This window comes from Amycolatopsis sp. NPDC049252 (genome assembly GCF_043197175.1).
Taxonomy (GTDB): Bacteria; Actinomycetota; Actinomycetes; order Mycobacteriales; family Pseudonocardiaceae; genus Amycolatopsis.
In genome coordinates this window covers 1-23,641 of record NZ_JBICSQ010000079.1, presented here as the reverse complement: position 1 = coordinate 23,641, position 23,641 = coordinate 1, and the positions used below count along the sequence as shown (strand labels likewise).

The following is a 23,641-nucleotide window of genomic DNA, read 5'->3' as shown; positions in this document are numbered from 1 at the left end:
GCATGACCGATCCGGAATTGACGGACCTGCGTGGCCAGGCCGCGGCCGGCGACCCGGACGCCGTCGACCAGCTGATCGAGCTGGCCGCGGAGCGGGGCGACGCCGAAGAGCTGCGCACGTGGGCCGCGGCGGGGAAGCCGGACGCCGTCGACCTGCTGATCGAGCTCGCGACCGAGCGCGAAGACCTCGGCGAACTGCGCCGCCTGGCCGAGGAGGGCAGCCAGACGGCCGCGGAGCAGCTGGCCGAGCTGGAAGGTGAGTGACCCGCTCACCACACGTAGGGGACGAGCCGGGCGCGGTGCGCCGCGAACCGCCGGTAGCGGTGGCCCAGCGCTTCGCCCAGCGCGCGCTCCTCGATGCGGAGGCGGTGAACCAGGGCGAGCAGCAGCACCACGACCGCGCCCGCCGCGCTGACCCAGTTGCCGGAGATCAGGCCCCCGCCGGCGAAGACGAGCAACAGGCCGGTGTAACTCGGATGGCGCAGCACCCGATACGGGCCGCGGTCCACGACGGGCTGGTCTTCGCTGGTCCGCACCGTCACGGTGAAGTACTTTCCCAAGCTGACGAAGGACCACCAGCGCAGGAGCAGCCCGAGCCAGCCGAGCACGAACCCGAACGGCCACGCGCCGCCCCCGATGCCGGCGGCCGGGACGATCGCCCGCCCGATCGGCCACCACAGGATCGCCCCGACGAACAGCACCCGGAAGACGAGTTCCGCGCGCACGTCGACGAGTTTCGCGCCGCGCCGCGTGCGGAACGACTGGACGAGTTCGCCCGCGAAGAAGGCGCCGACGCTGATGGCCAGGACCACGCGGGCCACGTCCGGCAGCTCTCCGAAAGGCGCGGGCACAGCACCATTATGCGCGGAGACGGCGATCCGGCCGGGCAGGCGGCGAAAGCGCTGTACCGCCTGCCTCCCAGCGGGAGGCGCTACAGTGACGGGGCAGCAGGTTCGGGATCCGCACGCACGACCGCGGTGACCGAGGAAAGAGGGAACCCGGTGTGAATCCGGGACTGCCCCGCAGCGGTGAGTGGGAACGAACGCCGTCCGTCCTCGAGGAACGAGCGAGAACGAGCGAGGACAAGCACTGAGCCACCCGGCTTGGGAAGCGACGGCCAGTAGGAAAGAGCTCGAACGCCCACGAGTCCGAAGACCTGCCCGCTGCGCACCCCGTGACCGCGGGGTGCTGGCCGCGACCTCGTGGGCAGGTCCTCGCCGAGCCGCGACCGGGCGACGGTCGCGCCTTGTCGTGCCTCCCGCAGGTCCACGTGGACTCGCGAAGGAGAGCCCCGTGACATCCCCGACGACATTCCCGACGACACCCAGCCGCGCCACCGTGTACGGCTACCCGCGCCAAGGTGCCGGCCGGCAGCTGAAGAAGGCCGTCGAGTCGTACTGGAAGGGCCGCGTCGACGCCGATGCCCTGCTGGGCACGGCCCGTGACCTCAGGCTGCGGACCCTGGCCGAACTGCGCGACGCCGGGATCGACGAGATCCCGGGCAACCACTTCTCGTGCTACGACCACGTGCTGGACACCTCGGTCCTGCTCGGCGCCGTGCCTGAGCGGCACGTCGCCGCCGTCCCGGACGCCACCACCCCGGCCGGTGAGCTGGACCGCTACTTCGCCATGGCCCGCGGCACCGCGGACGCGCCGCCGCTGGAGATGACGAAGTGGTTCGACACGAACTACCACTACCTGGTGCCCGAACTGGGGCCGGACACCACGTTCACCCTGAACGCGGCCAAGCCGCTCGCCGAGTTCGCCGAAGCGCTGGCGCAGGGGGTGACCACCCGGCCGGTGCTCGTCGGCCCGGTCACCTTCCTGTTGCTGGCCAAGGACCCCACCGCCACCGGCGGGTTCCGGCCGCTCGACCTGCTCGACCGGATCGTCCCGCTCTACGCCGACCTGCTGCGGCAGCTGCACGAGGCGGGCGCGGAGTGGGTGCAGCTCGACGAGCCCGCGCTCGTCACCGACCAGCCGGCGGACGTGCTGGCCGGGGTCGCCGACACCTACGCCACCCTGGCCGCCGCGACCGAGCGCCCGAAGATCCTGGTCGCGTCCTACTTCGACCGGCTCGGGGACGCCCTGCCGGTGCTGGCCTCGTCGCCGGTGGAGGGCCTGGCGCTGGACTTCACCGGGACCGCCGCGGCCAACCTCGAGGGCCTGGCCGCCGCCGGCGGGATCCGGGACAAGCGGCTGGTCGCCGGGGTCGTCGACGGGCGCAACATCTGGGCCGCGGACCTGACCGCCGCGCTGGGCACCCTGGGCACGCTGCTCGGCCTGGCCGGTTCGGTCGACGTCGCCGCGTCCTGCTCGCTGCTGCACGTGCCGCTGGACGTCACCCTCGAAACGGACCTGGATCCCGAGATCGCCGGGTGGCTGTCGTTCGCGCGGCAGAAGCTCGAGGAGATCGTCACGCTGCGCCGCGGCCTGACCGAAGACCGCTCTGCGATCGGCGACGTCCTGCGCGTCAACGCCGGGCGCCTGGCTTCCCGGGCGGCCTCGCCGATCGTGCAGGTGCCCGCCGTCCGGGAACGGGCCGCCGCGGTCACCGACGCCGACCTGCGCCGCGTCAGCCCGTACGGCAAGCGCCACCTGGCGCAGCAGGACCGGTTGCGGCTGCCGGAGCTGCCGACCACCACGATCGGCTCGTTCCCGCAGACCTCGGAGCTGCGCCAGGCTCGCGCGGCGCTGCGGGCGGGCCGGCTCGGCCAGGACGCCTACCGCGAGGCGATGCGCGCCGAGGTCCGCGCGGTCGTGACCGAGCAGGAGCGGCTCGGCCTGGACGTGCTGGTGCACGGCGAGCCCGAGCGCAACGACATGGTCCAGTACTTCGGCGAGCAGCTCACCGGGTTCGTGGCCACCCAGCACGGCTGGGTGCAGTCCTACGGCACCCGGTACGTCCGGCCGCCGCTGATCGTCGGGGACGTCTCCCGGCCGGAGCCGATGACCGTCGAGTGGGCCACCTACGCCCAGAGCCTGACCGAGCGGCCGGTCAAGGGCATGCTGACCGGCCCGGTCACCATGCTCGCCTGGTCGTTCGTGCGGGACGACCAGCCCGAAGGCGACACCGGCCGCCAGGTCGCGCTCGCCCTGCGCGACGAGGTCGCCGACCTCGAGAACGCCGGGATCGCGGTCATCCAGGTCGACGAACCGGCGCTGCGCGAAACGCTGCCGCTGCGCACCGCCGACCGCGCCGCGTACCTGGAGTGGGCCGTGGACTCCTTCCGCCTGGCGACCGCGGGCGTGCGGGACGACACCCAGATCCACACGCACATGTGCTACGCCGAGTTCGGCGACGTCCTGCGGGCGATCGTCGACCTGGACGCCGACGTGATCAGCCTGGAGGCGGCCCGCTCGAACATGGCCGTCGTCGCCGATCTCGCCCGCGCGGGGTATCCGAACGAGGCCGGCCCCGGTGTCTGGGACATCCACTCGCCGCGGGTGCCGTCGGTCGGGGAGATCGCCGGGCACCTGCGCACGGCCGTCGCGGCGTTCCCCGCCGACCGGCTGTGGGTCAACCCCGACTGCGGTCTCAAGACCCGCGGTTACGCCGAGGTGCGGGCGACCCTGGCGAACCTGGTCGAGGCCACTGAGCAGCTGAGGACGCGCTCATGACGAGCGGGCGGCTTTCCCCGCGGCGGGCGGTCACCCCGCCCGCCGCGGGCCCCGCGCGAGTCCGCGACCGCCTGGCCGCCGGCGCGCCGGTGCTCTCGCTGGAGTTCATGCCGCCCCGCGAAACCGACGACGCGGAGCGGATCTGGCAGAACGTCCGCAAGCTGGAGTCGCTGCACCCGGGTTTCGTGTCGGTCACCTACGGGGCGGGCGGGTCGACCCGGGACAACACCGTCGCGGTGGCCGCGCGGATCGCCCGGGAGACCACGATGCTGCCGGTCGCCCACCTCACCGCCGTCGGCCATCCGGTCCGGGAGCTGCGGTCGTTCGTCGGGGCACTGGCCGACGCCGGGGTCGTGAACGTCCTGGCGGTGCGGGGCGACCCGCCCGGCGACGTCACGGGGGAGTGGGTCCGCCACCCCGACGGCCTCGGCTACGCGAGCGAACTCGTGACGCTGCTGCGCGAGCACGGCGACTTCTGCGTGGGCGTGGCGGCCTTTCCGCACGGGCATCCGCGCTCGGCGAGCACCGAGGAGGACACGCGGCGGTTCGTGGCGAAGTGCCGGGCGGGCGCGGACTACGCGATCACCCAGATGGTCTTCGACGCCGACGACTACCTGAGGCTGCGCGACCGGGTGACGGCGGCCGGCTGCGACACGCCGGTCATCCCGGCGCTGATGCCGGTCACCACGATGCGGACCATCGCCCGTTCGGAGCAGCTGTCCGGCGCGCCGTTCCCGCCGCACCTGGCGGAACGGTTCGCCGCCGTCGCCGACGACCCGGCGGCGGTCCGGGCGCTCGGCATCGAGCAGGCGATCCTGCTCGCGCGGCGGCTGCTCACCGAAGGGGTGCCGGGGCTGCACTTCATCACGTTCAACTTCGCCAAGGCCACCACGGAGGTCGTCGCCGAGCTCCCGGTGTTCGGGTGATGCTCCCGAAGCCGGCTACGTCACCGTCTCCTCGGCTGGGCGGTGTTTCGCCGCCGGCCGAGGAGTTTCGGGGTGTGGACAGGTGGCGTGTCGGCCGTGGTGAGGCCGTCGGCGGCGGCGAGGCCGAGGACGTCGAGCAGGAATCCGCAGTCGTCGGCGTCGTGCGCGGTCGAGGCGACGACGCGGGCGGCCTGGCGCCGCTGTTCACGGTTCAGCGCGAACGGGTCCGCGCCCGGCAGTTCCCGTGGGCCGGTCATCGGCGCGGGCTGTGGGGTCGGAACGTCATGGCAGCCCCTTCACTCGAACTGGATGGACGCCGCCGGGGGCTGGGGCGGCCGGGCCGGGTGTTCGCGGCACCCGGGTCCGCGAATGTAGTCCTCCCGGCCGGTGCGCGGGGGTGGCAAACGGGTTGTGTGCTCACGTCCGGGCCCGGTCGTGGGGAGCGGGCGGGCGCGCGTCGAGGATGTCGGTGGCCCGCACCAGGCTGACCGGCGTGTCGCTCGGGCAGCCGTGGGGGCGCACGGGCACCCAGGTGGTGCTGGTGTGCTCGTCGCGCAGGCTGCGCCCGGCGACGGTCCCGAAGCGCTCGTGCCACTCCGGGTCCGCGCACGAGGCCGGCCGCGCGCGGTGGCGGTAGCAGACGTACCAGCCGGGCGGGTAGCCACCGCCGTGGCGAGCCGGCCAAGCACGGTGCGGGGTCTCCTCGTGGTCCACCGGTGGCCCTTCGCTCCCGGTGCGCGCGGCGCACCTGGTCGGTCGCCGGGGTCCGGGGCGTGGTCTTCCAGCTTAGGCCGCTGCCCGCCGGCGGGGGTTCAGCCAGGCAGGTGGTTCAGCGCGCCGACAGCCGGGCGAGCCGTTGCGGTGTGGGCCAGCGGACCTTGGTCGCCCAGCCGAGCTGTTCGAAGATCCGGATGACGCGGGCGGAGACGTCGACCTGCCCGCGCAGCACGCCGTGGCGGGCGCAGGTGGGGTCGGCGTGGTGGGAGTTGTGCCACGATTCGCCCATCGACAGGATCGCCAGCGGCCAGAAGTTGGCGGAGCGGTCGCGGTTGGCGAACGGCCGGGTGCCGACCAGGTGGCAGATCGAGTTGACCGACCAGGTGACGTGGTGCTGCAGGGAAACCCGCGCCAGCCCGGCCCAGAGGAACGCGGTCAGCGCGGCCCACCACGAACCGCCGATCAGCCCGCCGAGGGCGGCCGGAACCAGCACGGTGGCGGCGACCCACAGCGGGAACAGCCGGTCCACGGCGCGGATGTCGGGGTCGGCCGCCAGGTCCGGGGCGAACCGGGCGATGTTGGTCTTGTCGCGGCCGAAGAGCCAGCCCAGGTGCGCGTGCCAGAACCCGTGCGCCAGCGCCAGCGGCGATGTGCCGTAGAGCCAGGGGGAGTGCGGGTCGCCTTCGCGGTCGGAGAACGCGTGGTGGCGCCGGTGGTCGGCGACCCAGCCGAGCACCGGGCCCTGGGCGGCCAGGCCGCCGGCGACCGCGAGCGCGATCCGCAGCGCGCGGGTGGCGGTGAACGCGCCGTGGGTGAAGCAGCGGTGGTAGCCGACCGTGACACCCAGCGTCGTCACGACGTAGAAGCCCGTGGCGATACCGATGTCGAGCCAGCTCAGCCCCCAGCCCCACACCAGGACCACGACCGAGAGGAGGGCGAGGAACGGCGCGAGGAGGAAGACCCGGATGGTGATCAGCTCACCGCGCGAATGCCTGCCGGAGATCAAGGGCTTGCGCCCCGAGGGGTACCGGGTGGGGGCTTCCGTTGTGGTCATGGGGATCCTGCTCTTGGCGACAGGTGGTCGGGTCGTCGCGAATGCAGGGTCTGGGCGCTCCGGGCGCTGATCCTTCCGATGATACGCCGAAGCCGTCCATCCGGCGGTTTCGCTTGTGCCGCGGGGCTATAGTGAGGCGGAAGCCCCGGACCCCGGCATCGTGGTTCCGCGGCGCGGGCCGGCCGGCCCCCGCCCGACCCGGACGGCGAGGCACAACAGCATGGCGGCACGGACAGCAGGTCTGCTTCTGGTCGTCCCGGCCGGTTTCCTGGCCGCGGTCGGGGCGCTGCACACGCCGCCGGACGCGCTGATCGGCTGGAGCCTCGCGGGTCTGGCGGCCGGGGTACTCGTCGCGTTCGGTGCGCCTCGGTTCCGGCGCGGCCGTCAGGTCGGCGGAGGCGGTCCCGAACTGCCGGCAGGGGTGGCCACCGCCGCGGCGTTCGTGGCCGGCTGCCTCGCGATCGCCGGTCTGCTGGCCGCGCTCGGCGGTGGTGTCACCACGGCCGTGCTGCTCCTGCTCGCCGTGGCCGGGCTCTGGGCCGGGAACCGCCGCCGGCGGGGACTCCGGGAAAGCCTCGCCGCCGGGCCGGACCCGCACGACGTCCTCGCCGCGGTCACGCTCCCCGCGCCGCCGTCCGTGCCGGTCGCCGAGATGGGCACGGAAGAGCTGTGCGCGGCCTGGCGGCGCAGCTACTTCCAGCTGCGCCTCGCCACCGACCCGGGCGCGTTCCGCCAGGTCGTGCAGCGCCGGCAGAGCTACCTCGACGAACTCGAGAAACGGGACCGCCGCGGGTTCCGCCGCTGGCTCGACAGCGGTGCCCGGGCCGGCGACGATCCCGGACCGTACCTGACCACGCGCACCTGATCGTCCGTTTTGGACAGACGCAGCCGGACAGGCGCAGTCGGACAGGCGCGGGCGGACGGGCTCAGGCGGCCAGGCCGGGGGTTCCGTGGTCGGCGAGCAACGTCCCGGCGTCGTCGACGTTGTCCGGGTGCGCCGCGGTGGCCAGCAGGCCGAGCGCGCGGTCCGGGCCGGTCTCGGGCGGGACGACCAGCAGGGTGACCCGGTGCCGGTTCCCGCTCCCGGTCACCGTGAGGGTGTCGGCGTGCTCCCACCGGGTGCCCACGAGGTGGACCGCCGCGTCGCCCAGGCCGAGCCGGCGCCGGGCTGGCGGCCAGGCGGCGGTGTTGTAGGTGACACCGTCGATGCCGCCCAGCCGGGCGGACAGCGCCGCGAGCAGCGTGGGCAGCTCGACGGGAAGGTCGCGGGACCGGGGCCACCACGCGCCGTCGACGTGCCCGGTCGCGGGGCCCGGCTTCAGCCGCAGCCGCGGCGGGGTGCGGGCGATGAGGTGCGGGGCCGACGTCATGCCGGTGCTCCGGTCCCCGGCCGCGGACTCCGGCCGGTGTGGTGTCCGAGGATACGTCCACAATGGACACGGATCGGTCACGTGCCCGCCGGGTCCACCCGGTCGGTGACGCGCGAGCCGGGCCGGAACGGGACGCCCAGTGCCTCGAAGACGCCGAGCATCTTCGGGTCCTCCCCGCGCACGTCGCCCACGAAGGCCCGGACGCCCTCGTGCTCCGCGATGACGGCGAGCTGGTCCAGCAGCAGCGTCGCGACGCCGAGCGCCTCGGTGCGGCCGTCGACCACCAGCGCGACCTCGGCCTCGGCGGAGTCGGCCAGGATGTCGTAGCAGGCCACGCCGGCCAGCCGGGAGTGCACGAAGCACCCCACCGCCGTGTGCCCGACGCCGGCGCCGTGGGACAGGCGCGTCGCCAGCGCGGCCAGGCCGCCGACGCCGAGCCCGAAGAAGCTGAGGTGCCGGTCGCGTTCGGCGAGCCGGTTGCGCAGGGCCAGGACGGCCGCGGTGTCGGCGGCTGCCAGCCCGCGCACCCAGGCGACCTCGCCGTCGGGGAGCAGGATCCGGACCGGTGGGGTGGCGGTGATCATGGGGTTGTCCTCTCCACGGGGTCCGCGGTGCCCTGTCCTTTTCGGACAGAACACCGCGAAGTTCGATGGGCCGCGGCTCAGCCGGCGAGCGTCACCTGGTTGTCGACCGCGGTCACGCCGGGGGCGAACCACGCGGTCTGCTCGGCCGAGCGGCGTTCGGCCGGGCTGCGGACTTCGCCGGTCAGCGTGACCTGACCGCCGTCGACGTCGACCTCGACGTGCTGCGCGAATCCCGGGGTGTGCCGGGCCAGTGCCGCGGTGAGCTTCAGCTTGAGGTCGGCCGGGATCACGTCCGCCGACGGCTTGATCGTGATCAGGTTGCGCACCCCGCTGATGCCGGGGAGCCCGGCCACCGCGCGGCGCGCGGCTTCGCGCTGGTAGTGCCAGGCCACCGAGCCGCGCAGGGTGATCACCTGGTCGCGCACCTCGACCTGCACCGAGTCCTTCGGCACGACGACCGTGCGGCGGTCGAAGACGATCATGGCTTCCCGGGCGAGGTCGGTGTCCTCCGGCACGTGGCTGCCGTGCCGGACGACGATCTTGTCCGCCGTCGTGAGGACACCGTGGACCCGGCTCGCGGCGCGCAGCGCCTCTTCCTTCTCGGGGTAGGTGGCGACGTGCCCGGAGAGCGTCGCGACGCCGTCGGTGACGGTCACGCCGATCTCTTCGGAGTTGACGCTGGGAGTCCAGGCGAGCTCGTCGGTGACCGCGGTCCTGAGGTGGTGGTCGGGCCTGCGCTGGATCTGTGTCATGCCTTCACCGTTTCGCGCCCGCGGCGCGCGGCCTAGAGTCGCCGGACCTCTCTTGGGGGGACGTTCGGCGCGGGCGGCGTAGCCTGGGCCGGTGGCCGACACCGCGCAGCCCGACCCGCCCGTGATCACCGTCTTCCTGGTGGACGACCACGAACTCGTCCGGCGCGGCGTTGCCGAGCTCGTCGACGACGAAGCCGACCTGACGGTCGTCGGCCAGGCCTCTTCGGTGGCCGAGGCCCTGGCCCGGATCCCGGCGCTGCAACCGGACGTCGCGGTGCTCGACGTCCGGTTGCCCGACGGCAACGGCGTCGAGCTGTGCCGGGACCTGCGCTCCGCGCTGCCCGGCCTGCGGTGCCTGATGCTGACGTCCTTCACCGACGAGAACTCGATGGTCGAAGCGGTACTGGCGGGTGCCGAGGGGTACGTGATCAAGGACGTCAAGGGGCTGCAGCTGGTCGACGCCATCCGCCGGGTCGGGGCGGGCGAGACGCTGCTGGACGGCCGGGCGGTCGCCGCGCTCGTCACCGAACTGCGCGCGACGACCGGGAAACCGGGACCGCTGGCGGGGTTGAGCGAGCAGGAGCTCGTCCTGCTGGACCTGCTCGGCGAGAGCCTGACGAACCGCCAGATCGCCGAGCGGATGTTCCTGGCGGAGAAGACCGTCAAGAACTACGTGTCCCGGCTGCTGGCGAAACTGGGGCTGGAGCGGCGGTCCCAGGCGGCGGTGCTGGTCACCGGGATCCACGGCGCGCAACGCCGTCCGGGCGGCTAGCGGCGAACGGGTGCTCGTCGCTGATCACGACGTCTTCGAGCAGTTGCTGCGTGAAGGCGGGCACGGCCGTGCCGTGGCCGAGGCGCAGCATGATCTGGGGCCAGAGCCCGCCGCCGATCAGCCGCCGCAGCTCGCGCCGGGTCGCCGGCGCGGCCATCGGCTGGGAGGACAGCGCCGCCGAGATCCCGGCGGCGGCCGCCGTGAGCAGGACCCGCTGCATGGCCTGGCCGGCCTGGAGCCGGGCCAGCGCGGTGTCGTGCAGCGAGCCGACGACCACGACCAGCCGCTGGGGCTCGACGTCGAGGTCGGTCCCGCCGCCGGGGCCGGGCAGCGTCGGCGGAACCTCCGAGCGGCGCATGATCTCGCGCAGCTGCGGCACCTGCTCGGCGGTGACGGTGGCCAGCCACGCGCGTTCCATTTCGGCGCCCCGCCGCAGCTGCCGCTGCACCTCGCCGGTGACGACGGCGTCGGTGAACGGGCGGCGGTTGCTGTGCCGCCCGGCGATGGCCTCGACCAGCTGCTCGTCGTGGGGCGTGATCGTCTCGTACCCGTGCGGCCGCACGATCGCGAGCAGTTCGGGACGCCCGGCGGTGGGGAACAGCCGCACGTCGGCGTGGCTGCCCTGGGCCTTGACGGCGAGCCGCAGGTTCAGCAGGGCCGCTCCGCAGTCCAGGAGCCGTTCCCGCTGGTCGCTGTCGGTGCCGGCGAGCGGGTTCGCGTACAGCTCGATGGAGTCCGGCGTGCACTGGAAGCGCCAGGGCCGGGAGTTGCGCAGAGGCGGGGGAGCCGTCGCCGAGAGCAGGACGGTTCGCACCTGGCTGGCGCTGAGGTGCCCGACGGGCATGACACCGGTTTTCATGGACGGCTCCGAACTGGGGTTCCCGGGGATGACGTCGAACGTGCTACTGCCCGATCACGGTGGTCCGCCGTCGTCGGCCGGGCCAAGGGCCGAACGGCCTCCGGCGCCGGGCGAAGGTCGTCGGTTGCGGTTCGCACCGGATCCCGGCGCGGGGCGGGCCGGGCGTGCGAGGGTGGGGACATGCCCGACGAGAACGCGCCGGGCCGGGACCGGATGGACGCGCTGCCCGCGGCCGTCCTCGCCTTCTCCGCCGGTCTGGAGCTCGAGACCACGCTGCGCCGGGTCGTGACGGCGGCCGCCGACCTGGTCGGCGCGCCCTACGGCGCGCTGGCCCTGCTCGACGAGGACGGCCGGACGACCGCCTTCGCCGTCACCGGCGTCGACGACGCCACCCGGGAGCGGCTCGGCCCGCCACCGTCCGGCCACGGGATCCTCGGCACGCTCGTGGCCGGCGATCCCGCCCCGGTGCGCGTGGCCGCGCTGCCCGCCGCCGGGCTGCCGCCGGGCCACCCGCCGGTGCGCAGCTTCCTCGGCGTGCCCCTCCTGGTGCGGGGCGCCGTGCTCGGCCGGCTCTACCTCAGCGGCGAACGTGCCTTCACCGCCGACGACGAACGCGCGCTCGTGGCCCTGGCCGCGGCGGCCGGGATCGCCGTCGACAACGCCCGGCTCTACGAAGAAACCCGCAGCCGGCAGCGGTGGCTGGAGGCCACCGGCGAGATCTCCGCGGAGCTGCTGGGCGGCGCCGACGTCCACGACGTGCTCCACCTGATCGCGAGCCGCGCCGTCGAGCTCAGCGGCGCCCGGGACGCCCTCATCGCGCTGCCCGTGACGCCGGACGGCCCGCTGGCCGTCACGGTCTGCGCCGGCCCCGACGCGGAGGTGCTGACCGGCCGCCGGATCCCGCTCGGCGGGTCGACCTCGGGCGCGGTGCTGCGGGATCACGTGCCGCGCAGTGTGCCGAGCCTGGCGTTCGACCTGGCCGAGGGCCTGGACGTACGCCTCGGGCCGGCGCTGGCGGTGCGGCTGCGCTCGGGGGAGTCCACCGCCGGTGTCCTGCTGGCGATCCGCACGCCCGGCGCGGCGGGGTTCGACGAGCACGAGCTCCAGATCGTGTCGGCCTTCGCCGACCAGGCCGCGCTGGCCCTGCGCGACGCCGAGAGCCAGGCCGCCCGCCGGGAGCTGGACGTCGTGGTGGACCGCGACCGGATCGCCCGCGACCTGCACGACCAGGTCATCCAGCGGCTGTTCGCGGTCGGGCTGGGCATCGAGGGCACCCGCCGCCGCAGCGACTCGCCCGAGGTCGACGCCCGGCTCACCCAGCACATCGACCAGCTGCAGGACGTCATCGAGGAGATCCGCGGCGCGATCTTCGACCTGCACGCCGAACCGGGGGCCGCGCGGGGCCTGCGGGCCCGCCTGCAGAACGCGATCACGGACACGACCTCCGACTCCGCGATCCGCACCACGGTCCGGTTGTCGGGCGCGTTCGACCGGGTGCCCGCGGGCCTGGCCGAGCACGCCGAGGCGGTGGTCCGGGAAGCGGTCAGCAACGTCCTGCGCCACGCGCGCGCCGCGGACCTGGCGGTCACCGTGTCCCTGGACGGCGACCTGGCCGTCGAGGTCTCGGACACCGGGATCGGGATGCCGGACGCCGTGGTGCGCAGCGGACTGCGCAACCTCGAGCAGCGCGCCGCGCAAGCGGGCGGGTCCTTCAAGGTGGAGCGCCCGGCCGGCGGCGGCACCCGTCTCATGTGGACGGTCCCGGTGCCCTGAAGGTGCGAATCGGGCAATGCTTGCTTAGAGTCCCGGGGTGACCGCTGACGTACAGGAACCGCCGCGGGGCTGGGTACCGGTGGAGCACCGGTTCCTCGGGCTCGACCGCCGGACGTTCACCCCGGCGCTGATCGCCCTCGTCGTGGCGCTGGTGCTGAGCTACGGACTGCCGGCACTCAACGCGGCGATCCCGTGGCGCAACCAGATCCGGGCCGGCGACGTGCTCGACCTCGGCGGCGGGGCGACCGCGGTGCCGCCCGTGGGCTGGCAGCTGGAAAACGGCACGCTCACCGGCGCCGACGCGGCGACCCCGACGTCCCTGCAGATCCTGCTGGCCACCGGCGGCGCGACCATCACCCTGCGCGGCACGGCCTACACCGGGTCGGCCAGTGCCTTCCTCGACCAGGTCGAGCGATCCGAAGGCGGCGAGCCGGGCGTCGACGCGGCGCGGGGCACCGTGCGGTCCGACGCCGGGCTGACCGGCGTCGTGCAGGCCGGGACCGGGCCGGCCGGGGACGCGCTCGACGTCGCGTTCAAGGTGCCCGCGGCGGGTCAGCCCGCCGAGTCCGCGCCGGCGTTGCTGGTCCGGGTGCGCACCGCGCCGGACCAGTTCGAGCGCTACCGCGACGACGTGACGGCGTTGCTGCGCAGCATCACCCCGGGAGCCGGCCGATGAGCGGCAAGGCGGCGCAGCTGGCCGCGATCGAGGATTCGGGCTGGGGCCGGCCGTTCCGGTTCTTCCAGCCGCACAACCTGGCGTTGTGGGTCTACCTGCTCGGCGTCGGCGGGGGCGCGCTGGCGATCGTGCGGTACTTCGGCTCCAGCGGCTTCTACACCCCGGCCCTGGCCGGCGGGGTGCTGCTGTTCGGGCTGTACCTCGTGCCGTGGTTGTTGTTGCTGCGCCACCAGAACCGCTACACCGCCCAGCCCGCCGGGTTGCTCGCCGCGGCCTTCGCCTGGGGTGGCGTCGCCGCCCCGTTCTGGATCGCCCTGCCCGCGAACACCGCGCTGCTCGAGTTCTGGACGAAGGTCGGCGGCACCGCCTTCGCCGCCGACTGGGCCGCCGGCCTGACCGCCCCGATCACCGAGGAGTGGGGCAAGGCGCTCGGCCTCGTGCTGCTGATCGGGCTGGCGCCGCGGCTGGTCCGCAGCGCCTACGACGGGTTCATCATCGGCGCGTTCATCGGCCTGGGTTTCCAGGTCTTCGAGGACGTGCTCTACGTCTACAACGGCGCGGCCCAGAGCTTCGGCGCCAACCAGATCGGCACGTCGCTGCAGGTGTTCGTGTCCCGGGGCGCGGCCGGGATCGTCTCGCACGCCCTGTTCAGCGCGATCTTCTGCACCGGGCTGATGTGGGTGCTGGGCCGGGCCCCGGGCGAACGCGCCGTCGTCCGGGGCGTGCTGACCATGCTGATGGCGATGGTGTTCCACTTCGCCTGGGACGACATGGCCGGCCTCGGCGGGCGCAGTGCCTTCGTCGTGGTGCTGCCGTTCGTGATCGCGGCCGTCGAACTCGTCGCCCTGTCCGTCGTGCTGCGTCGCGCCGCCCGCCGGGAGCGGGCCTGGATGCGGGACCTGCTCGGGCCGGAGGTCGAGGCGGGTGTGCTCGACCCGGCCCTGCTCGACGCGGTCAGCGGCCTGCGCAAGCAGCGCAAGGCGTACCGCAAGCACGTGCACGGCCGGCGCCGGGCCCGGCACCGCATCGAGGCGGCGGGTGACCTCGCCCGCGAGATCGCCCGGGCCGGCGGCCGGGAAACCGGCCGGGTCACCCACGCCCGGGCCGAGGTGGCCCGCCTGACCTGAACCCGCCTTCGCCACGGAGGCGCAGCTCGTCCCACCCCCGGCGGAAGCGCGGTGGAAGGGAAACCGAAGCGACTTGTCCCACGATGCGTTCGCAAGTCCGAGAAAGGCAGGAAGAACGCATGGTGGGTACGAGGATCATGGCCGCGGCCACGGCGGTGGCGGGCCTGGGCACGCTGCTGCTGACGGGTACGGCGAACGCGGCGTCGCAGGACACCGAGGTCCACAGCAACGACGACAACCCGGGTGGGATGGCCTGGTTCAAGGCCGAGGGTGAGCACTTCGGTGTCTGCGACCGCCAGAACGACGGCCTGGGCGTCCGCGGGAAGCTGACGTGGACCGACAGCGCCGGCTCGCACGAGCGCAAGGTCTGGCACCACAGCGGCCACGCGGCCGGCCGGCCCTGAGCTGCACGGAGTACCCGACGGACTTCGACATCGCCGAAGGCACGAAGGTCTACCTGCAGTTCTGCGACACGGACACCGGTTACGCCTGATCGCCGGTTGCGCGTTCAGCGCAGCAGCGTGCCGAACGCGAGGGTGAAGAACGCGGCGAAGGACGCTCCGTCCTTCGCCGCGCGCTCGCCGACGATCGCGCCTTCCCAGGCGTTGACCAGGAACCGGGCCAGCACCTCCGGGTCCTGCCGCGAGGTCACCGAGCCGTCGGCCTGGGCTTCGCGGATCGCCCCCGCGACGGCCGCCGACCAGCTGTCGAAGCTCGTCACCAGGCCGTCGCGGATGGCGGGGCTGTGGTCGGCCGCTTCGTTGCTGAAGTTGCCGAACACGCACCCGCGCTCGTAGCCGTACTTCTCGATGTCGCTCGCCAGGAACTCGAAGTGGTCGCGCAGCCTGGTCAGCGGGGCGACGGCGGAGTCGGCCAGCGCCGGCACCCGCCGGGTGGCGCCGTAGCGCTCCATCACGACCAGGGCGAGCGCTTCCTTGCTCTCGAAGTGGTTGTAGAACGAGCCCTTGGGCACGCCGGCGCTGTCGGTGATGAGCTTGACGCCGCAGGCGTTGTAGCCGAGCCGGTGGAACTGCTCGTACGCGGCGTCGACGATCTGCTCCCGCACGCTGGCCCTGGCCATGGGGTCTCCTCCGGTTCAATATGGGCGGTCGTCTACCTCAGGTTAACCGTTCGCACGCCACCAGGCGGTGATCACCCGCGCGTAGTCGGCCGCGGCTTCCTCCCAGACGAAGTGGCCCGCGTCGAGGACGTCGAGCTTGCTGTGGGGGAGCCGCTCGTGCAGGTACTCGGCGTTCGCCACCGGCACCACCGGGTCCTTGCCGCCGGCGATGATCTGGACCGGCGTCTCGATGCCGGGCAGCAGGTCACCGAGGATCGGCAGCTCGGCCGGATACGCCCGGACGTACGGCATCTGCTCGACGAACCGCCGGCCCCAGTAGGCGGCCAAGTAGTCCTCGCGCACGACGTCGGGCAGTTCGTACCCCTCGATGGTGGCGAGCGCGACCTTCACGACGTCCTTGGGGCCCATGGCCCGGTACGGCGCCAGGTCCTCGGCTCGCACCCACTCGTCGAGCACGCCGCCCAGATTGAGGGGGACCGACGTCCCGCCGCTGCCCACGGTCACGGTGGCGAACCGGCCGGGGTGCCGGGCCGCGGCGAACAGGGCCGCGCCGGTGCCGACGTCCGGGCCCACGACGTGCGGCTTCGCCAGCCCCAGCTCGTCGGCGATCCGGACGACGAACTCACCCATCGCCCGGGGTGACAGCAGGTCCTCGCGTAGTTCGGAATGCCCGAACCCCGGCAGGTCCACCGCGACCAGGCGGGCGTGCCCGGCCAGGCGTGACCAGCTCGCGTCGAAGGCGTACAGGCTTTCGGGCCACGGGCTCAGCAGCAGGGCTTCGGCCTCGTGCGGCCCGTCGCTCTCGGCGTAGCGGACGGACAACCCGTCGATGCTGCGGAACCGGGGCTTGATTTCGCTCATGTCCTCGTCCTCTCTTCGGTAACCCCAATATGACCGGTCGTCTTAAAACCGTCAAGGAGAGTGACGCAGGGCACAGCCAGGGGGTCTCAGCCGTTGCCGTACTTCTCGCCGAGCTCCTCGATCTCGGGCAGGCCGACGAGCTCGGCGAAGTCGGTGAGGCCGGGCAGCTCCCGGACGGCGTCGACCGGCGTGCCGTCCTGGGCGATGCGGGCGAGCACGGACCGCATGGCCTTGGTGGCGGCCAGCAGTGTCGAGATCGGACAGATCACCAGCCGGAAACCCAGCTCCCGCAGCCGATCCCGGCCCAGGGGCGGCGTCTTGCCGCCCTCGGCCCAGTTGAACAGCAGCGGGACGTCGCGGAAGGTGTCCGCGACCCGTTCGATCTCGGCTTCGGACTGCAGCGCCTCGACGAACAGCATGTCGGCGCCGGCGTCCCGGTAGCGGCGGGCGCGGTCGATCGCCGCGTCGAGGCCCTCGACCGCGCGGGCGTCGGTGCGGGCGATGAGCACGAAGTCGGGGTTGTTCCGGGCGTCGACCGCGGCGCGGACGCGGTCGGCCATCGTCTCGGCGGGCACGACGCGCTTGCCCTCCAGGTGCCCGCAGCGCTTCGGCGCGACCTGGTCCTCCAGGTGGATCGCGGCGACACCGGCGGACTCGTACTCGCGGACGGTGCGGATGACGTTGAGGGCGTTCCCGTAGCCGGTGTCGGCGTCGGCGATCACCGGCACCTCGACCACCGACCGGATCCGGCTCGCCGCCTGGACCATTTCGGTCATCGTCAGCAGGCCGACGTCCGGGCGGCCGAGCAGCGACGCCGTCGTGCCGAACCCGGTCATGTAGACGGCGGGGAACCCGGCCGCCTCGACCAGCCGGGCGCTCAGCGCGTCGTACGCCCCGGGCGCGACGACGATCTCGTCACCGGCCAGCAGGTCCCGCAACCGGGCCGGACCGGGGATCCGCGGTCCCAGCAGATCGGCCACGCCGACCACCTCCTCGTGTCCCGACGTTCCTGTGTAGCAGACGGCGCTCTGGTGGAAGTGCGCCGCGCCGGGTCCGGCCAAGGATGACTGCACCCCTTGAACCGCCCTGAACGGAGAACCGCCATGCCCATGATCGACGTGTACGCCCCGGCGGGCGTCATCGGCGACAAGAAGAAACTCGCCCAGGAACTCGCGCAGACGGTGATGCGGTGGGAAAAGGTCCCGGTGATCCCGTTCTTCACCGAGAACACCGCGGCCTTCGTGCACGAACTGCCCGCCGGCGCGCTGTCGGACGCCGGTGGGGGCGGCGATCACGTCCGCGTGCAGGTGACGACCAACGCCGGCGCGCTGGACCGCGAGCAGCAGCTCGGTGTCGTCAAGGACGTCACCGCCCAAATCGCCGCGGCCGCGGGTGACCCGGGTCTGGCCGAGCGGACGTGGGTCGCGCTCACCGAGGCCGTGCCGGGCGGCTGGGGGATCGGCGGGCACGCCTACACGAACGAGGAGATCGTCCGGCACGTGCGTTCACTGCTCGGGAAGTCCTGACCGGACGCTGGTACGAATGGCTTCATGACGGTTCTGGGCGAGGAACGGCCCGCCTGGCGGGAGGTCGGCGGCCGGGTGGTCGAGCGCGCCGCGGGCGGCACCGCGCTCGCCCGGCTCGAAACCCTGGCCCGCACCTCGGCGGACCCGATCGGCTGGCGCTTCCGCCAGCCGGCCGCGGCGCTGTTCTGGTGGGGCTCCGGGGTGCACGAGCTGCGGATCGCGGTGGACGGCCGTCCGTTCCACGACGTCGTCACCGCGACCAGCAGCCTCTGCTACATCCCGCCGGACACCGAGGTCACCGGCACGTTCGCGGTCGACGGGCTGTGCCGTTACACGGTGCTGTTCCTCGACCCGGACCTCGCCGCCGACCACGACCTCCCGGCGCCGCGGCGCGTGCTCGTCGGGTTCGACCGGCCCCCGATCGTGCGGGCCCTGCGCGAACTCGCCCAGGAGGCGGCGGACCCGGACGAGACGTTCGCCCTGTTCGTCGACGGCGTCGCCCGCCAGAGCCTCGCGCACCTCGTCCGCCTGACCCGTGACGCGGCACCGGAACCACCTGGGGCCGGCCTGCCGGCGGGCACCGTGGCGCGCTTGGACGCCCACGTGCGGCGGAACCTGCGCGATCCCGTCACCGTCGGCGGGCTCGCCGCGGTGGCCGGGTTCAGCCCGCGGCACTTCCTGCGGTCGTTCCGCCGCAGCACCGGCCTGACGCCCATGCGCTGGGTCCTGGACCTTCGCCTGCGCGAAGCCGAACACCGCCTCGCCGGGACGTCCGATCCGATCGGCGTCATCGCCGCGGGCTGCGGGTTCAGCCACCCGCAGCACCTCAGCACCGCGTTCCGCCGGGCGCGGGGGATCAGCCCGTCGGAGTACCGGGCGGCGCTGTAGTCCGATGTGGACGGTCAGCCGATCGTCGGGAGGAAGGCGGGGGCCCGGCGGGCCGGAGCCGCCTTCTCGAACGCCGCCGCGAGCGCGAGGATCCGCGCGTCGGCCCAGCGGCCCGCGAAGAACGAGACGCCGATCGGGAGCGGGCCGGCGAACCCGGCCGGGACCGACACGTTGGGGTAACCCGCGACGGCGGCCGGGGTCGAGGAGCCGAGGACGAACGCGTCACCCGTGCCGTAGGTCGTCTTCCACGCCGGGCTGTTGGTCGGCGCGACGATCGCGTCGAGGTGCTGCGCGGCCAGGGTTTCGTCGATCGACCGGCGGGCCAGCGACGTCGCCGTCGCGCGCTGGGCGCGGTAGGCCGGGTCGGTCGCGTCCGGCGCGGCGGCCGCCTGCTCGAACAGCTCCTGGCCGAACTTGGACAGCTCGACCGGGTCCTTCTTGTTGAAGACGATCAGCTCGTTCAGGTTCGCGGGGTGGCCCGGCCGGTGGGTGAGGTAGGCGTTGACGTCGCGTCTGAACTCGGTGAGCAGCGCGGGGGACTCGGCGGCGCCGATCTGGTCCTGGTAGGGCAGGTCGACCTCGACGACGGTGGCGCCGCGGGCGGTCAGCGTGCGGACGGCGTCCTGGACGACCCGGTCGACGTCGGCGTCCTGGCCGGCCATCCGCCAGACGCCGATCCGGGCGCCGCGCAGGGCGCCGGGACGCAGCAGAGCCGCGTAGTCGCGAGGCTGGCTCGCGGGGATCGCCGCCGTCGCCGGGTCCGCGGCGTCGTGTCCCTGCAGGACGGACAGTGTGATGGCCGCGTCGACGACGTGCCGCGCCATCGGCCCGGCGGTGTCCTGTTCGGCGGAGATCGGCACGACACCGGTCCGGCTGACCAGCCCGAGCGTCGGCTTTTCGCCGACGACGTCGTTGGCGCCGGCCGGGCAGACGATGGAGCCGTCCGTCTCGGTGCCGATCGCGACCTGCGACAGGGTGGCCGCGACGGCGGCGCCGGAGCCCGAGGACGAGCCGCACGGGTTGCGGTCGAGGACGTACGGGTTGTTCGTCTGGCCGCCGATCCCGGACCAGCCGGACGTCGCGTGGGTGGAGCGGTAGTTGGCCCACTCGGAGAGGTTGGTCTTGCCGAGGATCACCGCGCCGCCGCGCTGGAGCCGGTCGACGAGAGCGGCGTCGGCGGCCGGCCGGCTGCGCGGCAGGGCCCGCGAGCCCGCGGTGGCCGGGAGCGTCCGGGTGTCGATGTTGTCCTTGAGCAGCACCGGGATCCCGTCCAGCTGCCCGAGCGGGTGGCCGGTGCGGCGGCGGGCGTCGCTGGCGGCGGCCGCGCGCAGGGCACCCGGGTCGACGGCGACCACGGCGTGGACCTTGCCGTCCACCGCGTCGATCCGGCGGAGGTAGGCCTGGGTCAGCGCCACGGCGCTCAGCCGGCCGTGGTCCATCCGCTGCTGGAGCTCGGGGATGGTGGCGGCGTCCAGGTCGAAACCCAGTGCCGGGCCGGCGTGGGCGGGCGCGGCGGCCAGCGCGGGCACCGGGGCCGCGACGAGGCCGGCGAGGGCGAGGAGCACGGCGGTCGAGCGCAGTCGGATCACGGCGTACATGCCACTCCGGATCCCGGCGGGGGTCAAGCCGCCATTCGTCGTGCCGGGTGCCATCATGGGCGTCCTGGGAGGACGCTCATGACTGCTCGTGACGCGCTGATCGCCGTGGCCGGCCTGCTCGCGCCGGAGGTGCCGCGGGTGCGGGACCTGGCCGTGGCCGCGTACGACGATCCCGGCGCCTACCTGCGCGAACACGCCGACCGGCTCGACGACCGCGGCATCGACGAGCCGTTCGACCTGCTGGCGTGGATCGCGCTCGTGAACGCGCTCACCGACCACGGGCTGCTGGCCGAAGTGGACTGGAAGGAAGCGCCCGGCGAAATCACCGGGCAGCTGCGAGCCCTGCGGTCCGCGCCTTCGGCCGACGGGATCTGGACGTCGCTCGCCGAGGCCGACCTGCCGACCTACGAGTTCCTCGAGCTGGCGGGGGCGCGGCTGGCCGAGGCCGGCACCGCGCTGGCCGTCCTCGACATCGAGTCCGACTGCTACCCGCTCGTGCTCCTGCCCGCCGCCGACGCCGGTGACCTCGCAGGCCTCGCCTCGGCGGCCGGGTTCACGGCCGCGGTGCTCCCGGCCTAACACGGAGAAAGTTTCCGGGCCGTGTCGAAACGGCTCGGGCCGGTTCGTTGTGTCCGTGTAGGAGCACCGGCATCGAACGGAGAGACCCGTGACCAACCCGCCCGTCGTCGACCTGGCCACCTGGCAGCACGCCCGTGACGAGCTGCTGGTCCGCGAGAAGGCCCACACCCGCGAGGGCGACGCCATCGCCGCGGCCCGCCGCCGGCTGCCGGTGGTGGAGTTCGACGGCGCCGTCGACGTCGTCGGACCCGGCGGGCCGGTCCCGTTCACGGACCTGTTCCAGGGACGCGACGAGCTCGTCGTCTACAAGCACATGTGGCACGACGGCGCGCCGCACCAGGGGCAGTGCGAGGGCTGCACCACCACGGCCTGGCACCTCCGGGACGCCGTCTACCTCAACGCCCGCGGCGTCTCGTACGCCGTGCTGACCACGGGTCCGTGGGACGAGGTGGCCGCCTACGTCGAGTTCATGGGCTACACCGAGCCCTGGTACTCGGTGCGCGACGTGCCCGCGCCGGTCGGCGACGACATGGGCACCATCACCTGCTTCCTGCGCGACGGCGACCGCGTGTTCCTCACCTACGCCACGACCGGCCGGGGCAACGAGCGGGTCAACCCGTCGATGGGACTGCTCGACATGACGCCTTACGGCCGTGGGGAGGCGTGGGAGGACAACCCCGGGTGGCACGAGACCGAGGGGCGCCACGCCTGCTGGTCGTGGCGCTCGGACGCCGACGGCGTCCCCACCTGGGGCCCGACCAGCCGGCCGGTGCCGCAGTGGACCCGGCCCGGCGCGACCCCCGTGGAGACCCTGGGCCGGCGGGGTGGCCACTGACCCCCGTCGCTCAGACGGGTTCCGCCGTTTCGGTGGTGGGCGCCTTGTGGGCGGCGGCGTAGTGCGCGGTGCCGATCGCGCCGGCGACGGCGAGCACGAACCCCGCGACGGCCGCGACCGTGAAGCCGTCGCGGACGCGGTCGTCGAGGATCGTCACGCCGATCAGGGACGACACGGCGGTGTTGGTGGTGAACATCGTCGCGGTGACGGCGGTCGCGCGGCCGCGTTGCAGGGCCATCGCGAACACCACCGCGGCGACCAGGCCGTTGGCGATCATCGCCCAGATCGCCGGGTCCAGCGCCACCCGCCAGGCCGGGCCCGACGTGTCGAGCGTCCGGGCCGAGATGCCGACGACGCTGAAGCCGAGGCCGCCGCAGAACCCCAGGATGGGCGCCGACCAGCGGCGGTCGTGGCGCTGGATGAACAAGCCCGTCACCGCGATCGGCACCGCCGCGGCCAGCAGCAGGTACTTGCCGGCGGTGGGCAGCAGGTGCGCCGGGCCCGGGTCCGCGGACAGGCCCAGCAGGACGAGGCCGGTCGCGCCGACACCGAGGGCGGCCCAGCCGGCGGAGGCCAGCCGGATGCCGAGGAACGCGGAGATCGTCGCCGTGACACCGACGCTGAACGCCAGCACCGACTGGACGAGGAACAGCGGCAGCCGGTGCAGCGCCGCCGCGGCGAAGACGAAGCCCAGCAGGTCGACGCCCACCCCGAGGAAGTAGAGCGGCTGGCTGCGCAGGGCGACGAGATCCTGGGGCGCGCCGCCGTAGGCGCCGGCCCGCCGCACGCCGGCGGACTCCAGGATCGAGCCGCTGCCCGACGCGACGGCGGCCAGCAGGGCGAGGACGTAACCGAGGATCACCGCTTGAGTCTGTCAGCCCGCCCGCCGCCGGGATCCGAAGGCCGGGAAACCGCACGCGGCGCACCCATAACACCTGGCATAACACCGAGGCGGCAACGTCCGCCGCGGGTCACGAACCCGGCACCCTGACCAGCGGATATGTGACGCGGGCCACCGTGCGGCAGACCGATCGTTTACTCATCGTTTACCGACTTGCGTCGGTTGTTGGAGATTTTCTCCTGTCGCACAGTGATGGTTCCCCTTTCCCTTTGCTGCAAGGAGAAGCTCGTGGTCATCGCGCTGGACAAACGAATGACGGGCCTGGTTCTCACGTGTGGTGCGGTCGTGGTCACGGCCACGCTCGCGCTCACCCCGGCGGCCGGGGCCCAGCCGGTCGCGCCGCCGGCGCCGAACGGCGTGACGCTCACCCACCCGCTCGGCGACAACAGCGCCCTGCGGCTCCCGGCGAACGCGGCCCGCGACGCCCTGGCCGCGCGCAGCCTGGACTACAGCCAGCAGGTGCAGCAGAACGACGAATGGTGCTGGGCCGCCGACGGCGCGAGCATCGAGCAGTTCCACGGCGCTTCGACGTCGCAGGAGGAGTTCTGCGCCGCCGGCAAGGGTACCACCGCGGGCAACTGCCCGAACCAGGCCGCGCAGATCGGCGAGATCGTCGACGGCTTCCGCGGCACCGGGTTCTCCGCGAGCAGCGCCGGGGGAGCGGTGTCGTTCTCGACGATCACCCAGCAGATCGACGCCGGGAACCCGGCGCTCACCGGGATCTACTGGACCTCCGGCGGCGGCCACGCCGAGGTGATCTACGGCTACGACGCGGGCAACCAGTCGATGAACGTCGGCGACCCGTGGCCGACGTACCAGCGCTACCGCACGCAGTCCTACAACGACTACCTGCGCAACAGCGAATTCACCTGGGGCGACACGGTCGTCGGCATCACGGGCGGGCGGTGAGCTAGGCCATGACCAGGTCTGCGGTGAAGGTCCTGACGGCGGTGCTGCTGGCGCTGATGAGCACGGCCGGGTTCGGCGCGGCGGCCTCGGCCGCGCCACCGGCGTGGGTGCCGCTGCCGGCCGCCCAGGTCGCCGCGGCGGTGACCGCGGCCCACTCGGACCGGGCGATCAGCTTCGCCAGGACCAACTTCCGCAGACCTGGTCAGCCCGACCCGGGCGTCATCACCGTGGCG

The 23,641-nt window shown here is 73.5% G+C and carries 27 protein-coding genes, 1 pseudogene and 1 riboswitch; of the genes and pseudogenes, 15 read left to right on the top strand and 13 right to left on the bottom strand.

The annotated features are described in order from the left end of the window. Positions 1 to 2: 2 nt before the first annotated feature. On the top strand, positions 3 to 263 hold the full coding sequence (locus tag ACGFMK_RS40870) for a hypothetical protein (protein ID WP_392774853.1): 261 nt from the start codon (positions 3 to 5) through the stop codon (positions 261 to 263). 5 nt (positions 264 to 268) lie between these two features. Here ACGFMK_RS40870 and ACGFMK_RS40865 read toward each other — a convergent pair whose 3' ends face one another. Next, positions 269 to 850 carry a methyltransferase family protein gene (locus ACGFMK_RS40865; RefSeq protein WP_392774851.1) on the bottom strand — a complete coding sequence of 194 codons (582 nt, stop codon included), beginning with the start codon at positions 848 to 850 and terminating at the stop codon, positions 269 to 271. Between the two features lie 81 nt (positions 851 to 931). Beyond that, positions 932 to 1,178: riboswitch (cobalamin riboswitch) on the top strand. Positions 1,179 to 1,292: 114 nt separating this feature from the next. Here ACGFMK_RS40865 and metE point away from each other — a divergent pair. Both metE and ACGFMK_RS40855 read left to right on the top strand, forming a co-directional pair. Continuing rightward, positions 1,293 to 3,620: a 5-methyltetrahydropteroyltriglutamate--homocysteine S-methyltransferase gene (gene metE, locus ACGFMK_RS40860; protein WP_392774849.1), complete on the top strand. Its 2,328-nt coding sequence runs from the start codon at positions 1,293 to 1,295 to the stop codon at positions 3,618 to 3,620. Continuing rightward, the gene (locus tag ACGFMK_RS40855; protein ID WP_392774847.1) at positions 3,617 to 4,546 is read left to right on the top strand and encodes a methylenetetrahydrofolate reductase; all 930 of its coding nucleotides are present in this window, start codon (positions 3,617 to 3,619) and stop codon (positions 4,544 to 4,546) included. The genes metE and ACGFMK_RS40855 overlap by 4 nt, the downstream gene beginning before the upstream one ends. A 20-nt stretch (positions 4,547 to 4,566) precedes the next feature. Here the strand turns inward: ACGFMK_RS40855 and ACGFMK_RS40850 are convergent, their stop codons facing one another. The 3 genes from ACGFMK_RS40850 to ACGFMK_RS40840 all read right to left on the bottom strand — a co-directional run bounded on the left by ACGFMK_RS40850 (position 4,567) and on the right by ACGFMK_RS40840 (position 6,317). Continuing rightward, positions 4,567 to 4,803 carry a hypothetical protein gene (locus ACGFMK_RS40850; RefSeq protein ID WP_392774845.1) on the bottom strand — a complete coding sequence of 79 codons (237 nt, stop codon included), beginning with the start codon at positions 4,801 to 4,803 and terminating at the stop codon, positions 4,567 to 4,569. 160 nt (positions 4,804 to 4,963) lie between these two features. Then, positions 4,964 to 5,260, bottom strand: coding sequence for a hypothetical protein (locus ACGFMK_RS40845; RefSeq protein WP_392774844.1), 297 nt, complete (start codon positions 5,258 to 5,260; stop codon positions 4,964 to 4,966). A gap of 115 nt (positions 5,261 to 5,375) precedes the next feature. Next, entirely contained in the window at positions 5,376 to 6,317 is a 942-nt protein-coding gene (locus ACGFMK_RS40840; RefSeq protein WP_392774842.1) for an acyl-CoA desaturase, read from the bottom strand. A 220-nt stretch (positions 6,318 to 6,537) separates the two neighbouring features. On the opposite strand from ACGFMK_RS40840, the gene ACGFMK_RS40835 reads away from it, so the two are divergent. After that, positions 6,538 to 7,182, top strand: coding sequence for a hypothetical protein (locus tag ACGFMK_RS40835; RefSeq protein ID WP_392774840.1), 645 nt, complete (start codon positions 6,538 to 6,540; stop codon positions 7,180 to 7,182). 61 nt (positions 7,183 to 7,243) lie between these two features. On the opposite strand, the gene ACGFMK_RS40830 is transcribed toward ACGFMK_RS40835, so the two are convergent. The 3 genes from ACGFMK_RS40830 to ACGFMK_RS40820 all read right to left on the bottom strand — a co-directional run bounded on the left by ACGFMK_RS40830 (position 7,244) and on the right by ACGFMK_RS40820 (position 9,023). Further along, positions 7,244 to 7,687 (bottom strand): DUF5994 family protein, encoded by a 444-nt coding sequence (locus tag ACGFMK_RS40830; RefSeq protein WP_392774838.1) that lies wholly within the window; start codon positions 7,685 to 7,687, stop codon positions 7,244 to 7,246. A 77-nt stretch (positions 7,688 to 7,764) separates the two neighbouring features. Beyond that, positions 7,765 to 8,271 carry a GNAT family N-acetyltransferase gene (locus ACGFMK_RS40825; RefSeq protein ID WP_392774836.1) on the bottom strand — a complete coding sequence of 169 codons (507 nt, stop codon included), beginning with the start codon at positions 8,269 to 8,271 and terminating at the stop codon, positions 7,765 to 7,767. Positions 8,272 to 8,348: 77 nt separating this feature from the next. Further along, positions 8,349 to 9,023 (bottom strand): BON domain-containing protein, encoded by a 675-nt coding sequence (locus ACGFMK_RS40820; RefSeq protein WP_392774835.1) that lies wholly within the window; start codon positions 9,021 to 9,023, stop codon positions 8,349 to 8,351. 121 nt (positions 9,024 to 9,144) lie between these two features. On the opposite strand from ACGFMK_RS40820, the gene ACGFMK_RS40815 reads away from it, so the two are divergent. Beyond that, positions 9,145 to 9,795 (top strand): response regulator, encoded by a 651-nt coding sequence (locus ACGFMK_RS40815; RefSeq protein ID WP_392774879.1) that lies wholly within the window; start codon positions 9,145 to 9,147, stop codon positions 9,793 to 9,795. Here the strand turns inward: ACGFMK_RS40815 and ACGFMK_RS40810 are convergent. Then, positions 9,755 to 10,654, bottom strand: a complete 900-nt coding sequence (locus tag ACGFMK_RS40810; protein ID WP_392774833.1) for a hypothetical protein — start codon at positions 10,652 to 10,654, stop codon at positions 9,755 to 9,757. The two genes, ACGFMK_RS40815 and ACGFMK_RS40810, sit on opposite strands and share 41 nt — an antisense overlap. A 180-nt stretch (positions 10,655 to 10,834) precedes the next feature. Between ACGFMK_RS40810 and ACGFMK_RS40805 the strand changes: the two genes are divergently transcribed. From ACGFMK_RS40805 to ACGFMK_RS40790, 4 genes are all read left to right on the top strand, one after another. Continuing rightward, positions 10,835 to 12,427 (top strand): GAF domain-containing protein, encoded by a 1,593-nt coding sequence (locus ACGFMK_RS40805; protein ID WP_392774831.1) that lies wholly within the window; start codon positions 10,835 to 10,837, stop codon positions 12,425 to 12,427. A 37-nt stretch (positions 12,428 to 12,464) separates the two neighbouring features. Then, positions 12,465 to 13,103, top strand: a complete 639-nt coding sequence (locus tag ACGFMK_RS40800) for a hypothetical protein (protein WP_392774829.1) — start codon at positions 12,465 to 12,467, stop codon at positions 13,101 to 13,103. Then, the gene (locus ACGFMK_RS40795) at positions 13,100 to 14,230 is read left to right on the top strand and encodes a PrsW family intramembrane metalloprotease (RefSeq protein ID WP_392774827.1); all 1,131 of its coding nucleotides are present in this window, start codon (positions 13,100 to 13,102) and stop codon (positions 14,228 to 14,230) included. Before ACGFMK_RS40800 ends, ACGFMK_RS40795 begins: the two co-directional genes overlap by 4 nt. Before the next feature lie 119 nt (positions 14,231 to 14,349). Then, on the top strand, positions 14,350 to 14,634 hold the full coding sequence (locus ACGFMK_RS40790) for a hypothetical protein (RefSeq protein WP_392774825.1): 285 nt from the start codon (positions 14,350 to 14,352) through the stop codon (positions 14,632 to 14,634). A 104-nt stretch (positions 14,635 to 14,738) separates the two neighbouring features. Here ACGFMK_RS40790 and ACGFMK_RS40785 read toward each other — a convergent pair whose 3' ends face one another. The 3 genes from ACGFMK_RS40785 to ACGFMK_RS40775 all read right to left on the bottom strand — a co-directional run bounded on the left by ACGFMK_RS40785 (position 14,739) and on the right by ACGFMK_RS40775 (position 17,152). Beyond that, positions 14,739 to 15,311 (bottom strand): TetR family transcriptional regulator C-terminal domain-containing protein, encoded by a 573-nt coding sequence (locus ACGFMK_RS40785; RefSeq protein ID WP_392774823.1) that lies wholly within the window; start codon positions 15,309 to 15,311, stop codon positions 14,739 to 14,741. 42 nt (positions 15,312 to 15,353) lie between these two features. Next, positions 15,354 to 16,172, bottom strand: a complete 819-nt coding sequence (locus ACGFMK_RS40780; protein WP_392774821.1) for an alpha/beta fold hydrolase — start codon at positions 16,170 to 16,172, stop codon at positions 15,354 to 15,356. An 86-nt stretch (positions 16,173 to 16,258) separates the two neighbouring features. Then, a complete protein-coding gene (locus ACGFMK_RS40775; RefSeq protein WP_392774819.1) occupies positions 16,259 to 17,152 on the bottom strand; it encodes an oxaloacetate decarboxylase in 894 nt (297 codons plus the stop codon). A gap of 123 nt (positions 17,153 to 17,275) precedes the next feature. Between ACGFMK_RS40775 and ACGFMK_RS40770 the strand changes: the two genes are divergently transcribed. Together ACGFMK_RS40770 and ACGFMK_RS40765 are read left to right on the top strand one after the other, a co-directional pair. Beyond that, positions 17,276 to 17,698, top strand: coding sequence for a 4-oxalocrotonate tautomerase family protein (locus tag ACGFMK_RS40770; protein ID WP_392774817.1), 423 nt, complete (start codon positions 17,276 to 17,278; stop codon positions 17,696 to 17,698). 24 nt (positions 17,699 to 17,722) lie between these two features. Next, positions 17,723 to 18,586 carry a helix-turn-helix domain-containing protein gene (locus ACGFMK_RS40765; RefSeq protein ID WP_392774815.1) on the top strand — a complete coding sequence of 288 codons (864 nt, stop codon included), beginning with the start codon at positions 17,723 to 17,725 and terminating at the stop codon, positions 18,584 to 18,586. Positions 18,587 to 18,600: 14 nt separating this feature from the next. Here the strand turns inward: ACGFMK_RS40765 and ACGFMK_RS40760 are convergent, their stop codons facing one another. Further along, positions 18,601 to 20,175 (bottom strand): amidase, encoded by a 1,575-nt coding sequence (locus ACGFMK_RS40760; protein WP_392774813.1) that lies wholly within the window; start codon positions 20,173 to 20,175, stop codon positions 18,601 to 18,603. 87 nt (positions 20,176 to 20,262) lie between these two features. Between ACGFMK_RS40760 and ACGFMK_RS40755 the strand changes: the two genes are divergently transcribed. Both ACGFMK_RS40755 and ACGFMK_RS40750 read left to right on the top strand, forming a co-directional pair. Then, positions 20,263 to 20,763, top strand: coding sequence for a hypothetical protein (locus ACGFMK_RS40755; RefSeq protein ID WP_392774811.1), 501 nt, complete (start codon positions 20,263 to 20,265; stop codon positions 20,761 to 20,763). Positions 20,764 to 20,851: 88 nt separating this feature from the next. Further along, entirely contained in the window at positions 20,852 to 21,598 is a 747-nt protein-coding gene (locus tag ACGFMK_RS40750) for a DUF899 family protein (RefSeq protein WP_392774809.1), read from the top strand. Positions 21,599 to 21,608: 10 nt separating this feature from the next. On the opposite strand, the gene ACGFMK_RS40745 is transcribed toward ACGFMK_RS40750, so the two are convergent. After that, a complete protein-coding gene (locus ACGFMK_RS40745; protein ID WP_392774808.1) occupies positions 21,609 to 22,460 on the bottom strand; it encodes a hypothetical protein in 852 nt (283 codons plus the stop codon). Positions 22,461 to 22,784: 324 nt separating this feature from the next. On the opposite strand from ACGFMK_RS40745, the gene ACGFMK_RS40740 reads away from it, so the two are divergent. Beyond that, complete coding sequence (locus ACGFMK_RS40740) at positions 22,785 to 23,408, top strand: papain-like cysteine protease family protein (protein WP_392774806.1); 624 nt, start codon at positions 22,785 to 22,787, stop codon at positions 23,406 to 23,408. Positions 23,409 to 23,416: 8 nt separating this feature from the next. Continuing rightward, positions 23,417 to 23,641: pseudogene (locus ACGFMK_RS40735) on the top strand (hypothetical protein); the annotation flags it as partial.